This window comes from Dyadobacter sp. CY356 (assembly GCF_021440195.1).
GTDB lineage: Bacteria > Bacteroidota > Bacteroidia > Cytophagales > Spirosomataceae > Dyadobacter.
In genome coordinates, this window is sequence record NZ_JAJTSZ010000013.1 from 24,489 (window position 1) to 39,614 (window position 15,126).

13 protein-coding genes are annotated in these 15,126 nt (G+C 39.7%); 8 read left to right on the forward strand and 5 right to left on the reverse strand.

The genetic code is table 11. The features are described from left to right. Positions 1–115 precede the first annotated feature (115 nt). From LXL81_RS27930 to LXL81_RS27940, 3 genes are read left to right on the forward strand one after another with little or no spacing between them, the layout of a single operon-like run. On the forward strand, positions 116–727 hold the full coding sequence (locus tag LXL81_RS27930) for a hypothetical protein (protein ID WP_234651195.1): 612 nt from the start codon (positions 116–118) through the stop codon (positions 725–727). Between the two features lie 42 nt (positions 728–769). Next, positions 770–1,942, forward strand: a complete 1,173-nt coding sequence (locus tag LXL81_RS27935; protein ID WP_234651196.1) for a glutathionylspermidine synthase family protein — start codon at positions 770–772, stop codon at positions 1,940–1,942. Between the two features lie 16 nt (positions 1,943–1,958). Further along, a complete protein-coding gene (locus LXL81_RS27940; RefSeq protein WP_234651200.1) occupies positions 1,959–3,539 on the forward strand; it encodes a glycoside hydrolase in 1,581 nt (526 codons plus the stop codon). Positions 3,540–3,555: 16 nt separating this feature from the next. Here the strand turns inward: LXL81_RS27940 and LXL81_RS27945 are convergent, their stop codons facing one another. Further along, complete coding sequence (locus tag LXL81_RS27945; RefSeq protein WP_234651201.1) at positions 3,556–3,882, reverse strand: helix-turn-helix domain-containing protein; 327 nt, start codon at positions 3,880–3,882, stop codon at positions 3,556–3,558. Positions 3,883–3,975: 93 nt separating this feature from the next. Continuing rightward, the gene (locus tag LXL81_RS27950) at positions 3,976–4,203 is read right to left on the reverse strand and encodes a type II toxin-antitoxin system RelE/ParE family toxin (RefSeq protein WP_234651203.1); all 228 of its coding nucleotides are present in this window, start codon (positions 4,201–4,203) and stop codon (positions 3,976–3,978) included. Between the two features lie 135 nt (positions 4,204–4,338). Between LXL81_RS27950 and LXL81_RS29365 the strand changes: the two genes are divergently transcribed. The 4 genes from LXL81_RS29365 (at position 4,339) to LXL81_RS27970 (ending at position 10,985) form a co-directional block, all read left to right on the forward strand. Further along, the gene (locus tag LXL81_RS29365) at positions 4,339–4,659 is read left to right on the forward strand and encodes a DUF6660 family protein (RefSeq protein ID WP_409013983.1); all 321 of its coding nucleotides are present in this window, start codon (positions 4,339–4,341) and stop codon (positions 4,657–4,659) included. 96 nt (positions 4,660–4,755) lie between these two features. After that, a complete protein-coding gene (locus LXL81_RS27960; RefSeq protein WP_234651208.1) occupies positions 4,756–9,096 on the forward strand; it encodes a CusA/CzcA family heavy metal efflux RND transporter in 4,341 nt (1,446 codons plus the stop codon). An 8-nt stretch (positions 9,097–9,104) separates the two neighbouring features. After that, positions 9,105–10,328, forward strand: coding sequence for an efflux RND transporter periplasmic adaptor subunit (locus LXL81_RS27965; protein WP_234651210.1), 1,224 nt, complete (start codon positions 9,105–9,107; stop codon positions 10,326–10,328). Positions 10,329–10,367: 39 nt separating this feature from the next. Next, the gene (locus tag LXL81_RS27970) at positions 10,368–10,985 is read left to right on the forward strand and encodes a hypothetical protein (RefSeq protein WP_234651212.1); all 618 of its coding nucleotides are present in this window, start codon (positions 10,368–10,370) and stop codon (positions 10,983–10,985) included. Positions 10,986–11,066: 81 nt separating this feature from the next. On the opposite strand, the gene LXL81_RS27975 is transcribed toward LXL81_RS27970, so the two are convergent. The 3 genes from LXL81_RS27975 to LXL81_RS27985 all read right to left on the reverse strand — a co-directional run bounded on the left by LXL81_RS27975 (position 11,067) and on the right by LXL81_RS27985 (position 13,350). Further along, positions 11,067–11,690: a response regulator transcription factor gene (locus LXL81_RS27975; RefSeq protein WP_234651214.1), complete on the reverse strand. Its 624-nt coding sequence runs from the start codon at positions 11,688–11,690 to the stop codon at positions 11,067–11,069. Between the two features lie 86 nt (positions 11,691–11,776). Beyond that, the gene (locus tag LXL81_RS27980) at positions 11,777–12,181 is read right to left on the reverse strand and encodes a hypothetical protein (RefSeq protein WP_234651216.1); all 405 of its coding nucleotides are present in this window, start codon (positions 12,179–12,181) and stop codon (positions 11,777–11,779) included. Positions 12,182–12,714: 533 nt separating this feature from the next. After that, positions 12,715–13,350 carry a response regulator transcription factor gene (locus tag LXL81_RS27985; RefSeq protein WP_234651219.1) on the reverse strand — a complete coding sequence of 212 codons (636 nt, stop codon included), beginning with the start codon at positions 13,348–13,350 and terminating at the stop codon, positions 12,715–12,717. Between the two features lie 602 nt (positions 13,351–13,952). Between LXL81_RS27985 and LXL81_RS27990 the strand changes: the two genes are divergently transcribed. Further along, positions 13,953–15,095 (forward strand): glycosyltransferase family 1 protein, encoded by a 1,143-nt coding sequence (locus tag LXL81_RS27990; protein WP_234651221.1) that lies wholly within the window; start codon positions 13,953–13,955, stop codon positions 15,093–15,095. Positions 15,096–15,126 lie beyond the last annotated feature (31 nt).

Below are 15,126 nucleotides of genomic sequence, written 5' to 3' on the forward strand. Positions count from 1 at the left end.
TACCTAAAACATTTATTGAAGCTTTTATTCAACCGTTTGACAAATTTGCTGTCACTGCTGAGTTCTAAACCATTACATTTGGTTTATTCTTCAACATGGAAATTTATTTAAAACTATGACCAAACTAAGAAAAGGTTCTTTTATCAAAAGAGCCAAAGATATAACATTGAGCAGTGCGTTAACCCTGGCGATTTTGTCAGGTACTTCCATGATCAGCAGCTGTTCTTCCAACGACGATGAATCGGATTACAGTTATGAAGAAACGACTTATACAAAGGGGATTCGTTCGCATATCAAAGAAGTGAAACCGGGAGAATTCAAAATCACAGATGAAGAGAATGTGGCCGCAGATAAATCGCTGGCCATCGTTACTTATCTGGATGGCCACACGGATTCGTTGAGTACTACCGCCGCCAAAGCGTTGATCGACAAGGATATTCAAAATAATCAAACCTACGTTGGCCATCACAGCGGACTTTCCAGTATGCTCTTGTACGGTGGAATTGGTTATATGCTTGGCAGAAATAATAACAACGGTTACATGAATACCTACCGCGATCAAAACAACTCCCGAGGAAGTGTTTACAGCAGTCCTGGTGTTTTTAATAAATCACAGAATGCAGTGAGTGCTGTAAATGCCTCGCGTTCAACAAGAACAGTAACGTCACGCCCATCAGGAGGCAGAAGCGGATTTTTTGGTCGCTCGGCAGGGAGAAGTGGAGGCTGATTTTCATTTTTGGAAAATTTGAAAATCTAACCTGAAACGACGATGATAAATCTAAAATCTCTTCCGCAAAGTCCGGAAAGCGCACTTCAAAAATTAGGCTGGAACTGGATGCTGGGTACTGATACTACGCCTTATCTGGTAAAAGATGTTGTTGTGGTAGATGAAAACACAGCTACACAATACTACGAAGCCGCTGCAACACTCTATGATATGTTTGTTGAGGCTGGTCAATACGCCATTGATAATCAGCTTTTTGACGAAATGGGCATAGCGCCCAACCTTGTTGAGCTCGTAAAACTTTCATGGGAAGAAGACCGTAATGTTCATCTTTACGGCCGTTTTGATCTTGCCGGTGGTTTTGACGGACAGCCTGTCAAACTGATAGAATTTAATGCGGATACTGCCACTTGTCTGCCGGAAAGTGCGGTGGTGCAATGGGCTCATTTGCGGACAAACAATGAGGATGATTCAAAGCAGTTCAATACCTTGTATGAAACGCTTGTAAAACAATTTCAATACATCAAACTTGTCAACAATGACCTGACAGCGTCCATCCTTTTCTCAACCATGCGAGGTTTCCCGGAGGACGATACGAATGTGAATATCCTTTCAGAAGCGGCCAAAGAGGCTGGTTTTGATGTTGATTTCGCCTATATAGATGAGGTTGAATTTTCAAAGGAGGGAATTTTTAAACAGGATAATTCAGGCTCAGGAGATTTTGTCCGTTTTGACTTTTGGTTTAAACTGGTTCCCTGGGAATATATCGGCGGCGATGAACCCGAACTTACCGCTATATTGACTGAAATTTCCAGGAACAGGCTTGCTGTAATTCTCAATCCGGCTTATACCTTACTGTTTCAGTCAAAATATATTCTCAAAGTTTTGTGGGATCTGTTCCCATATCATCCGCTTTTATTACAAACGGAACGGTATGTCATACCACATAAAAAATCAGTTAGTAAAGTTTTGTTTGGGCGGGAAGGTGCCAATGTTTCAATTATCGAAAAGGGCGGAGAGGTAATTGAAAAAGTAGACGGTGACTATGATGAGCAGAAAAGGATTTATCAGGAATACGTAGAATTTCCGAAAGATCAGGAAGGTTTTTCTTATCAGGCGGGTATATTTTATGCGGGAGAACCTTGTGCATTAGGTTTTCGCCGTGGCGGGAAAATTCTGGATAACACTGCTCAATTTGTAGGGCACATGGTTGAATAACCGGTTCTGACTTTTTATGAAAATTGCTTTTACTGTTTTTTTTGGGTTTGCTTTCATCTTTGCTTTTGATATTAAATCTTTCGCTCAGGAAAATGAGCAGCCAATAATTTTCAAAATTGATACTAAAAACAGGGCTCAGGTTATAGAAAATTTTGGTGCGGCAGGTTGCTGGTTTTCAGAAGGAATTGGCAAATACTGGCCTGAACAGAAAAAGGAACAAATTGCTGAATGGCTTTTTAGTAAATCTTTTGATGAAAAGGGAAATCCAAAAGGTATCGGACTTTCTGCCTGGCGGTTCAATATCGGCGGTGGAACAGCCGAACAAGGCGATAGCAGCGGTATTAAAGATTTTCGGAAACGCGTTGAATCTTTTCAAAATCCCGACGGAAGTTACGACTGGACAAAACAAGCCGGCTATGTCTGGTTTGTCAAAAAAGCAAAACAGTATGGTGTTGAAAACCTGATCGCTTTTTCGAATACGCCTCCGGTTCAATTCACGCAAAATGGACGTGGTTTTAAAACTGAAAAAGATTATAAATCCAATCTGAAACCGGATAAGTATGGAGCTTATGCCGGTTTTCTGGCAGATGTGATCAACCATTTTGACGCGGAAAATTTACATTTCAACTACATAAGCCCTGTTAATGAGCCACAATGGGACTGGTCGAACAAACCCGGGCAAGCCAGTCAGGAGGGTACGCCGTGGCGAAATGAGGATATTTACAAAGTAACAACCGCGCTGGATAGTGCACTTACTGCTCAAAAGCTTTCTTCCAAAATTATGTTGGTTGAGGCCGGAATGCTGAATTATTTATACGCAGGCGCAGGAAATGCCAATCGTCAGATTCAGAATTTTTTTGGTAGTGACAGTAAGTTAAAATTAAGAAATTTGAAACACATGTCTGACTTCATTGGCGGGCATAGCTACTTTACAGAAAACGGAGACAGCAGTCTGGTGCAAATCAGAAAAAATGTGGCAGATACTGCCAGAAAATATGACGTTAAATTTTGGCAGACTGAGTATTCCATGCTGGCCGATGGCTTCCGTGAAGGCACAAAAGGAAAACGTTCGGCTATTGATTGTGCGCTCTTTCTGGCCAAGGTTATTCACAATGATCTGGTTGTTGGTAATGCATCAGCCTGGCAGTTATGGAATTCTTATGAGCCTGGCAGCCCGGAATTTGATACGCGTTATTTTCTGATTGCGTTAAAACCTAATGAAAAACATACCGATGGTGAATATTTCCAAACCAAAGGTTTGTGGGCTTTGGGGAATTTCAGCCGTTTTGTTCGTCCTGGTATGCACCGGTTAATTGTTGATCGAAGTGATAAAATAACTGATCTGAAAGCTGCACAAAATGTGATGTTATCGGCTTATACGGATGGAAAAGGGAAAGTTGTTATTGTTGCCATTAATTATACAACGTCAGAAAAACAGATTAAGCTTGATCTCGCAAATGCCGGTAAAACTTCAGTTTTAACAAAGTATATTACCAGTGCTTTGGAAGGCGATAATCTTAAATCTTATCCTGTTCAAAAGTTAAAGGATGCAGTGGTGCTACCGCCACGGTCGGTTGTGACGATGGTGGTTGATTGAAAGTATTAATATCTGATCAGACCAGTTTTAAGTGCTGATTTTCCAAGGTTACATTAAAATAAATATTTGCATTTAACGCTCTGAATACTTTTAAGACGGTATCAATGCTGGCACTATTTACACTGCTCTCCAATTTTGAAATTTGAGCTTTTTGTACACCTATAAGTTCTCCCAGCTGTTCTTGCGTTAAATTGCGCTCCTTTCTGGCGACTTTGATCATTTGCCCCAAAACATCCATTCTTAATTCATATTCGTAATCTTCTCTTTCCACACTCCCTGCTTTCCCGATATATTTGTCTTTCATCTCGGCAAGCGAAAATGACTTTATTTGATTGTCTGCCATAACGTTATTTTTTTAGTTTACTTTCAAAGTATTTATTCCTGATATTGATAGCTCGTTGAATTTCACCGGCTGGCATTTTATCTACCTTTTTTATCATGCCGTGGGTCGCAAAAACCAATGTTGACGCTTCATTTTTTTATCCCAAAATGCTAACAACCTAATTTGTTGCCCTTCAAACCGTGTCCGGAATTCCCAAATATCAGCTTGTAGTTTTTTAAAAAGTCTTGGATCATTAGTCTGTTGTGCAAGTTCAATATTATAAAATATTTTCCTGACTGCCTTTTTATTAAGGCTAGCCAAAAACTGATCCGCTTCTTCCAAAAATCGCGTGTGGAAATATTGCAATTTGTTTACCAAGACAATAAGTTTCTAAATATAGAAACTTATTGTCAAACGAAAAAGACATATTCCAAATTTGAATTCAATATTTCCCTCTCATTCCCTACCTTTGCCCCAATGAAAATATTCAAGCTCATATTAAGCCTTTACATTTTACTTTTGTCGTGCTTTCCGTGCGGTGACGGGTTGGATTGTAATGGGGAAGATGAGCTGAAAATTAGTTCTTCTTTGGAACATAAGGATCATTCTCACGAGACTGAATCCTGTACACCATTCTGTACTTGCAGCTGTTGTTCCGCGTCTACTTTGGCCCGATATGCAATTGCCGCAGTTAAAATCCCCAAAACCGTTTTCGCTGCTGTTAAATTTCCTGCGTACGCCGATCGTTTCCGCCCGGAATTTTCCTTCTCCATTTGGCAGCCGCCAAAGATTGCCTGATAACATCTTATTTTTTTGGTAAAATTTTGAGGTATTGAGCCGTTCAGGTTTTATGTCAAAACTTTGCCTGTTTGTTATTTGGCAATTTAAATTTTCATGTTAGATAAAATCATTCATTTCAGCATCTATAATAAATTTATTATAGGGCTTTTTATGCTGGCATTGATCGCCGTGGGCGGTTATTCGCTGAGCAATTTGCCGATTGATGCCCTGCCCGACATTACCAATAATCAGGTGCAGATCATCACCACTTCTCCAACGCTGGCAACGCAGGAAGTGGAGCAGTTTATTACCTATCCGATTGAACTGGCGGTGAAATCAATTCCCAAAATTGTGGAGCTGAGATCAGTAAGTCGGTTTGGACTAAGTGTTGTTACCATCGTTTTTGAAGAAAATGCGGATATATACTGGGCCCGGGCGCAAATTTCCGAGCGATTGAAAGAGGCTGAAAGTAAAATTCCAAAAGGCCTGGGGAATCCTGAACTGGCACCGATCAGTACCGGGCTTGGTGAAATTTATCAATACGTGGTTTTCCCGCAAAAAGGTTTTGAAAAACAATATTCTGCAACGGAATTAAGAACAATCCAGGATTGGATCATTCGTCCGCAATTGATCGGGACGCCCGGTGTGGCCGAAGTGAATACACTCGGCGGAAGTCTGAAACAATACGAAATCGCGATTGAGCCAGACAAGTTGAAAGCGATGAATACCACAATCGCTGAGATTCTGGATGCATTGGAATTAAATAATGAAAATACCGGCGGTGCTTATATCGACAAAAAACCATACGCTTATTTCATTCGTGGAATTGGTATGGTCAACGGAATTGATGCGATAAACAAAATTGTAATCAAAACAAAAAATGAAATCCCGATTCTAATCAGGGATGTCGCTACTGTTCAAATAGGAAGCAGTATCCGTTATGGAGCTGTCACAAAAGATGGAAAAGGCGAAGAAGTAAGCGGGATGGTCATGATGCTCAAAGGCGAAAATAGCGCCGAAGTAGTATCCCGTGTCAAGGAAAAAATGGAGCAGATCAAGAAATCTCTGCCAAAAGGAGTTTCCATCGAAGCATTTGTTGACAGGACAAAACTCGTAAACCGCGCCATTGGTACGGTTGAAAGAAATCTTTTGGAAGGCGCATTAATTGTGGTTTTTGTGCTGATCCTGCTGATTGGAAATCTTCGAGCGGGATTAATTGTGGCTTCCGTTATTCCTCTGTCTTTGCTGTTTGCAGTCAGTATGATGCATTTATTTGGCGTTTCCGGAAATCTGATGTCACTTGGTGCTATTGATTTTGGCTTGATCGTAGATGGTGCTGTGATTATTGTTGAAGCGATCATTCATAGATTACAACTTAGCGTTAAAGGCAAATTGACGTCTCAGGAAATGGATGCAGAAGTATATGAAGCTTCTGCCAAAATTCGGAGCAGTGCCGCCTTCGGTGAAATAATAATCCTGATTGTATACCTGCCCATTCTGGCACTGGTTGGTATTGAGGGCAAAATGTTCGGGCCGATGGCGCAAACCGTTTCGTTTGCAATTCTTGGTGCTTTCATTCTTTCACTGACCTATATCCCTATGATGACGGCGTTGTTTTTGAAAAAACAAACAGGACATAAGATCAATATCAGTGATAAGATCATTCATTTTTTTCAGCAGATTTATCAGCCGCTTCTGGCCAGGTCATTGAAGTTAAAAGGGTTGGTATTGTCAATTGCAGTAGTGCTTTTAATAATTTCCGCATTCATTTTTAACACCTTGGGAGGAGAATTTATCCCGACTTTGGACGAAGGAGATATCGCTACAAATCTGGTTATCGCTTCGGGAAGCTCACTGTCTCAGGAAATCGAAGCGACCACAAAAGCGGAGCAGATACTAAAAGCCAAATTTCCGGAAGTAAAAATGATCGTCACTAAAATTGGAAGTTCCGAAATCCCGACCGATCCCATGCCTATGGAAGTGGGTGATATGATTATCATTTTGAAAGATAAAAAAGACTGGACCTCGGCCAGGACCAAGGAGGAATTGATGGATAAAATGTCAGAGGCACTAGAGGCCATTCCCGGTGCTTCCACAGAGTTTTCGCAACCGATCCAGATGCGTTTTAATGAATTGATGACAGGTGTAAGAAGCGATGTGGCGGTCAAAATTTTTGGTGAAGATCTTGAAATGCTGGTCAGCAAGGGTGATGAAGTATTGAAAATTATCCGGAATGTAAAAGGCGTTACCGAAGCCAAAACGGAAAGGGTTGCCGGATTACCGCAAATTACGGTGCGTTATAACAAAGACAAACTTGCTTTATATGGATTAAATGTGGGAGATCTTAACAAAGTAATCAGGACTGGTTTTGCCGGAGAAGTGGCAGGTGTGGTTTACGAAGGGGAAAAACGTTTTGATATGGTTGTCAGGCTGGCGCAGGAAAAACGCCAGGATATTTCAAATCTGAAAACGCTGTTTGTTTCACTTCCGTCCGGGAGTCAGATTCCTCTGGAACAGGTTGCTGATATAGCTTATGAACCCGGTCCGATGCAGATCAGCAGGGAAGATGGAAAAAGAAGAATTGTTGTAGGATTTAACGTGCGTGACCGGGATGTAAAAAGTGTAATCGAAGAAATTCAGAAAAAGCTGGATCAGCAATTAAGTTTGCCGGCGGGTTATTATGTGACTTACGGCGGACAATTTCAGAATCTGATTCAGGCCAATGAACGTCTGGCGGTGGCAGTGCCTGTGGCTTTGCTACTGATTTTTGTCCTGCTGTTTTTTACTTTCCGTTCTGTAAGCCAGTCGTTGCTGATCTTTTCGGCCATTCCTTTTTCAGCCATTGGCGGCATATTTGCGCTTTGGATCCGGAATATGCCATTCAGTATTTCGGCTGGTGTTGGTTTTATAGCATTGTTTGGCGTGGCGGTTTTAAATGGTATCGTTCTGATCGGTTATTTCAATCAGTTAAAAGCCGAAGGATTATCCGATATCATGCAACGAATTAAGGAAGGCACCAGCGTTCGTTTGCGACCTGTTCTGATGACTGCTGCCGTTGCCTCGCTTGGTTTCCTCCCCATGGCGATTAGTACAAGTGCAGGAGCGGAAGTGCAGAAACCGCTGGCAACTGTGGTAATTGGCGGCTTGATCAGTGCTACTTTGTTGACGCTGATTGTTTTACCAATTCTTTACTGGTATCTGGAAAGTAATTTAAAAATCAAAAAATCAGGTATTACCGCTTTGATCATTTTGTTTTTTATCGGATTTGAAACAACAGCACAACCGATCCCAAAACTGAGTTTACAACAGGCTATTGAGTTGGGATCAAAAAATAACCAGTTACTGTCAGCAGGAGAACTGGAAATAAAAATGCAGTCGCAACTTACCGGAACAGCGTTTGACATCCCCAAAACGAATATTGGTGGTATGCTGGGACAATACAATACCAAAGCTTTTGATCAGAATTATGAGGTTTCCCAAACTTTTAGTCCGTTCCAATATGGTGCCCGGAAGGAAGTATTAAACAATAATCTCAAAAGCAGCCAGATCAGGCTGGAACAGTCGAAGAAGGAAATCACCTATTCGATCCGGCAAAACTGGACTTCACTTTTGTATTTGACCAAACTAAATAATTCACTTACAAAACAAGACAGCATTCTTGGCCAGTTTGTCAAAGCCGCTTCATTGAGATTTCAAACCGGTGAAACAAATCTACTCGAAAAGACCACGGCCATTACCAAACAGCAGGAAATCCAGCAACGTATCAGGCAAAATGAAAGTTTGGTGGCAGTTGGAAAATCAAAAGTCAGATTGCTGTTGAATCTCAATACTGATTTTAATGTCAGTGATACCACGTTTACGGCGTTGCCGGTTAGTACTTTATTTGATACAACAGCCATCAATCAAAATCCCGTTTTTCTACATGCTTTACAGCAGGTAGAAATTGCAAGAGCTAATAAAAATCTGGAAAAGGCATTGCTGATGCCGGATTTTACCGCCGGATATTTTATTCAATCGCTTACAGGAAATCAGGACATTAACGGTCAGAACATCAATTATAATGGTGTGCCACGTTTTCAGGGTTTCAAGGCTGGTATTGCTATTCCGGTTTTTTCAAAAAGTTACCGGTCAAAAGTTCGGGCTGCGGAAACGAATATTCAATTGCAGCAAAAAAATGTGGATTACCTTCAATCCCAACTCCAAAACCAGTATCAGCAGCAGCTGACCCAGCTTTACACGTACCAATCGCTGATTGAATACTACCAGACTTCTGCTATTCCCAACGCAAGGACGATTTCTGCCAATGCTTCAAAAAGTTACCAGAGCGGTGAAATTTCGTATGTGGAATATCTTCAGGGAATTCAGACAGCACTGGATATCGATATGAATTATCTGAAAGCGGTTGCAGATTTTAACCAGGCTTTTGCGAGCCTGCAATATTTATTGAATCAATAATTGAAATCATGAAGAAAACGACCAATATATATATTCATATTTTGCTGGCATTTTTAGTTGTACAGCTTGCTTTTTCCTGTAAAAATAACTCAGGGGAGAAAACTGAGGAACAGGAAAAACCTCAAACGGAAAAGAAAATTGACGAATCAGAAAATAAGGAAGTTTCCCTGACGCAAGCCCAATACGATGCTTCTGATATTGAGCTGGGTACTTTTGAAAGTAAAAATCTGAGTGAGGTAATCAATGCCAATGGTTACACTAAATTACCTCCGCAAAATCAGGCTGACGTTTCCGTTTTTATGGCAGGTATAGTCAGGTCAATCAAAGTGATAGAAGGTGAATTCGTCAAGGCCGGGCAGACCATAGCAACTTTGGAAAGCCCGGAATTCACCAGGCTTCAGGAATCTTTTCTTATTTCAAAAAGTAATACTGAATTTCTGGCTGCTGAATTTGAAAGGCAAAAAATCTTGTCGGATGAGAATGTCAATGCAAAAAAGGCATTTCAAAAAACAAAAGCGGATTTTGAAACGGAAAAGGCACGTTATAACTCTCTTCAAAAACAATTGAACATGTTGCATATCAATGGATCGGGTTCCGGAAATATTGTTTCAACAGTTTCTGTTACAGCGCCGATTTCAGGTTATATCACTGAGGTTAATATCAAAATAGGAAGTAATGTCCAGCCGGGAAATGTGCTTTTCAGTATTGTGGATAATACCAAAATGCATGTTGATTTGCTGGTTTATGAAAAAGATCTGCAAAAGGTAAAACCGGATCAAACGGTGCGTTTTGTACTTACTAATCAGGATAACGCAGAAATTCGCGGCAAGATTTTCAGTGTTGGAAAAGCATTTGAAAATGAAACCAAATCGGTTGCCGTTCATGCTGATATATTGAATGACAAGCAGATATTGATTCCGGGTATGTATGTAAATGCGCTCATTGATATCGGAAAAAATAAAGTGGATGCTTTACCTGTTGATGCCGTAATCAAAGCAGATGGCCGGGAATTTATTTTTGTTTTGGAAGATGAGGAGAAGAAAAAGAAATCTGAGGAGAATTCATATCATTTTCAGCGGATCGAAGTGAAATCTGGTACTACACAATTGGGTTATGTCCAGGTGACTCCGTTACAGGTTTTGGAGAAAAATGCCAGAATTGTTTTAAAAGGCTCTTATTATATTCAAAGTCATCTTCTTAAAAGTGACGGTGGCGGCGGGCATGAACATTAAATTTTGCTGATGCGTTGGTAAAGGATAAAAGAGGAAATTATGTACAGTATCATTACAGCAGCAATATTATTAGGCCTGGTGCACGCACTCATTCCCAATCACTGGTTACCGTTGGTAGCGGTAGCGAAAGCTGAAAAATGGGAGCGGCCGGAGCTGCTCAGTGTTGCTTTTCTTATTGCATTGGCGCATGTTGCCGGAACAGTGGCGCTGGGGATTATTCTGGGAATCATAGGAACAAGACTTGCCGGGACATACAATGAGTTTGTAGATATCATCGCACCGGTTTTGCTTATTATTTTCGGTTTGATCTATTTTTCTGTTAACCTTCCCCATCATCACCACGGTGCACAGGAAGATGTAAAACAGTATGAAAAGTCACGTACAAGATGGATTTTGATTTTTGTAGGGATGATGTTTTTATCACCTTGCCTGGAAGTGGAAAGTCTGTTCCTTTCCGCAGGAGCGTTCGGTGTTAAAGGTGTTCTGCTCCTTGCCGCCGCGTATGCGGTTACAAGTATTGCGGGTATTGTCGGCCTGGTTATGCTGGCTTTTAAGGGAATACATCTTGTTGATACCCATTTTATTGAACATAATGAAAAACGTATTACCGGCGTAATCCTGATCTTGGTTGGGATTATCACCTTTTTTCTGCACTGATATAAGAAAAGCCAGGTTCCGATGTATGAGCAAAGGAACCTGGATTTTTTATTTTTCACAGCTTAATATTTTCAATTATACCTATGCAATCGACTGAAATGTTTCAACCTTATTCATAAGATCCACTACGTTCGTTACCTGCATTTTACGGTAAATTTTGAATTTTACAGTACTGATCGTAGATGGTGCCAGTTTTAATTCTTTTGCGATTTCAGCAGTACGAAATCCTTTCAAAAGCAACTGCATAATTTCTGATTCGCGGACAGAAAGCAGGTTTACAAGATCGTTCTCCACCATTCCTTTTAATAAAAAGTCGGTAAGTCCGTCGTCCATGTATTTTCTGCCTTTGATAATGGTATTAAACGCGGACTGAAATTCATGTTTTGTCATTGTTTTCAGACAAATCCCGTCAACGCCTTTTTTAAGATATGGAAGAGCCCACACTTTTTCGTTTTCTTCACCAAGAACAAGAATTTTGACAGAAGGCTGTATCCGGCGTATTCCCTCAAAACTGTTTAAGTTCGTCAGGTTTGATAAACGGATATCAACAATAAGCACATCAAAATAAGACTTTCTTAAAATACCTGGAATACTTTCCCAACTGTCGGCTTCTTCGATATGAACATTGCCCGCATATTCTTTAATGGAAGCCGCGATTCCTAATCTGAAAAAGTCATTTTTGATTAAAATTAATATCCGTGTCATCTCGTTTCTGATTTAAAGTGTATGGAATTGATGAATGAATTATCCCGGATTCTATCGGGATAATTTAAATTGATAGTGACCTTTTGTTATACTTTCAATTTCTTTGATTCGAGTATATTACTGACAACTTCATTGATTTGTGTTGTAACAATAATGTTTACCGGAATTAAAGGTTTTCCTGTTATGAGATTGAGTTTTTCTAACCATTCACTACTTTCAGAAGTGTACAAAACGATCCGTAGGGCGGGTTTACTTTTATGGAGATAGCCCAGGAAATCAAGAACTTCCATATCCGGAACATTCAGGCGGACAACCAGCAAATTATTTCTGTCTTCTGACAAAGGTACTTTTTTTCCAAAGGCCAGTTTTCTGAAAACATCGCTGATGCCAACAGCTTCTTCTATGTAAACTTCTTCTTTATGTACCTGTAACAAATCAACCAGTTTGGCAGGTGAATCACTTTGCAGGTCATATGCAAGAAGACGTTTCATAACGATTAAAGTTTTATTTCAGGTTTTGGAAACTATGATTTGCAGAAAGAAAACCTGAATTTGACAGGTTCAAACTTTATGGCATATCATAATTTCTTAGATGAGGGTAGTCTTAGTTTGCTTTTTTGCCGGGAGCTATTTGAACCTTAAGGCTACGGGTCCAAATAGCTTTGTTGCCAGGCATTAGTGTGTGTGCAGCGCAGCCGGATTCGTAAATTTGTTTTTAATCATAGATGTGTGTCTGTTAAGTTGTAAATGATACTGCTTGTTCTTAATATCAAAACTAAGGGAGATTTTTAAATGTATTTGTCGAGATGCAATTTCCATTTTATAGAAATATCTCTATGTCGTCTCTATTGTTTTTGACGCTAAATATATCTAAACAGACATGACGAGATGCATTAAAACGTATCTATTTGTTTTAATAGTCAATTGTTTATGAATTAAACGCATAAAATAAAACACGATACAGGCGTGTATGAATAATTTTATTCGTGGCGAAGCGCGAATAGAAATTATTTAACGGTAAGCGATTAGAAGTTTCTCAAAAGAGAAACCTTTTTAGATAATTCAATTTCGTCCGTTACATCAAGTTTATCGAAAATCCTGCGTTTGTAGGTGCTGATAGTATTTTCTTTAACTTTTAAAATCGAGGCGATTTCTTTTGTCCACTTACCTTCCGTTAAAAGCTGCATAACAAGCATCTCTCTTGGAGAAAGGGTCATAATGGGATTTTTTAGTTTTTTGGAACTGTTATCTCCCAGATTATTTAACAAGGTTTGTTGAATACGATAACTAACATATTTTCCCCTGTTCATAAGCGCTTTGTAGGCAGCCTGAAATTCATCGTGAGATGCCTGTTTTGAAAGAAATCCGTCTGCACCTGCCTGCATATACGGTAAGGCATAAACCTGTTCGTCATAGCCGGAATGTATCAGGATTGTAATATCAGGCTGTCTCTGGCGCACCATTTCCATCATTCTGATATTCTCACCTCCCGGAATATCAATATCAAGGATCAATAAATCAAACTTTTCCTTTTCCAGCATGGCAAGTCCTGAGGGGAAACTATCAGCGGGGGTCACAATTGCTTTGGGGTCAGTATCTGAAATCAAATGTCCAAGACCCATTCGGATTAAGGGGTGATCCTCAATAATCAAGATATTCATAAAATAGTGCAGGTATTGTTTAGCTACAAATCTAATTATTAAATATTGTTAAAAATATCGAAATGTATCTACAAGAGTTATACACTATGTGACAGTTTTAGACGAAAGTATAATCTAATTTATCAGTAAACAATTTCATCAATTCATTTTTTACATCCGAAATGGCATAGTTATTGCGTATACGGGATTTTGAATTCGTACTGAACACGTAATAACTCATTTGTGCTGAGTAAGTCTATACACAAAAATTCCCCAGAATGACTTATCACAAACGCCGAATTTCGAAGGTTTACAACCATTCATTCTGGCATAATTGTTATAATTGATCCAATCGAACTTTGATTGATGCTGGTATTTATGGGAGATGACCCAAATCAGATCATATATCATAGTCCTGGTAATACAGATCTGGTTTAGCTTACCAGAATTCTCAGACATTTTTAAGCCTGATTTTGGAGCGTAGATATAACGGCCGCTATACCTGCACCAAATTTCAACCCTATGGATGTAACACATTTTACGTCCTGATACCACACGCTATAATTTTAAGAATATATACTTCATTCAACAACTGATCACTGATTATTTATTTCCTGACAACTATGATTAAACTACCTAAAAACCTGCTGTGTTTTTCACACTTACGTTGGGATTTCGTTTATCAGCGTCCACAACATCTTATGACGCGTTTTTCTGAATTTTCGGCTGTATATTATCTTGAAGAGCCCATATTCGGATCATATGATCATGCATTTATGAGCTTTTCTGAAAGACAGCCAAATCTTTGGGTTTGTGTACCTCACTTACCACACGGATTGGACAAAGCGGAAATAAACAAGGAGCTTAAATACCTTTTAAATATATTTTTTGTCAATCGTGATACCAAAGATTTCATGTTTTGGTACTACACGCCCATGGCTCTTGAATTTTCATACAAGTTCGTTCCAGGCCTGACAGTCTATGATTGTATGGATGAGTTGTCGGCTTTTAAATTTGCTCCTGACGAATTGAAAGATTTGGAAAGAAGGTTATTTAATAAAGCGGATGTAGTTTTTACAGGTGGCCAATCATTGTACGAAGCCAAAAAGCATCAACATTATAATATCCATCCATTTCAAAGCAGCATTGATAAAAAACACTTCGCAAAAGCCAGGTCGAAAGATGCAGAACCTGCCGATCAGGCCGCTATTGCAGGGCCAAAATTGGGTTTTTATGGTGTCATTGATGAGCGCTTTGATACAGATCTAATTAAAAATATTGCCGATGCGCGTCCTGACTGGCAAATTATGCTTATCGGGCCTGTGGTTAAGATTGATCCGGCAGGTTTGCCTAAAAATAAAAACATTCATTATCTGGGATCCAGAAATTACGATGAACTTCCATTGTACTTATCCGGATGGGATGTTGCATTGGTGCCGTTTTTACTGAACGAATCAACCCGGTTTATAAGTCCGACTAAAACGCCGGAATATCTTGCAGGCGGCAAACCAGTTGTTTCTTCTGCGATCAGGGATGTTGTAACACCCTACGCTAAAAATAAACTTGTTTCCATTGGTGTAGATGCAGATGATTTTGTGATAGCAATTGATGCATTATTGGCGAAACCGGAAAACGAAGCCTGGCTCACCAAAGTTGATGAATTTTTGGCTGACAACTGCTGGGATAATACTTTCCAGTCTATGATGGGAATTATGGCAAGTACGCTCGAAAGCAAGATAGCCCCGGTTTTATTGGCAGGGGAATAATTTGACTTATTATAAATTTTAAGAGATAACA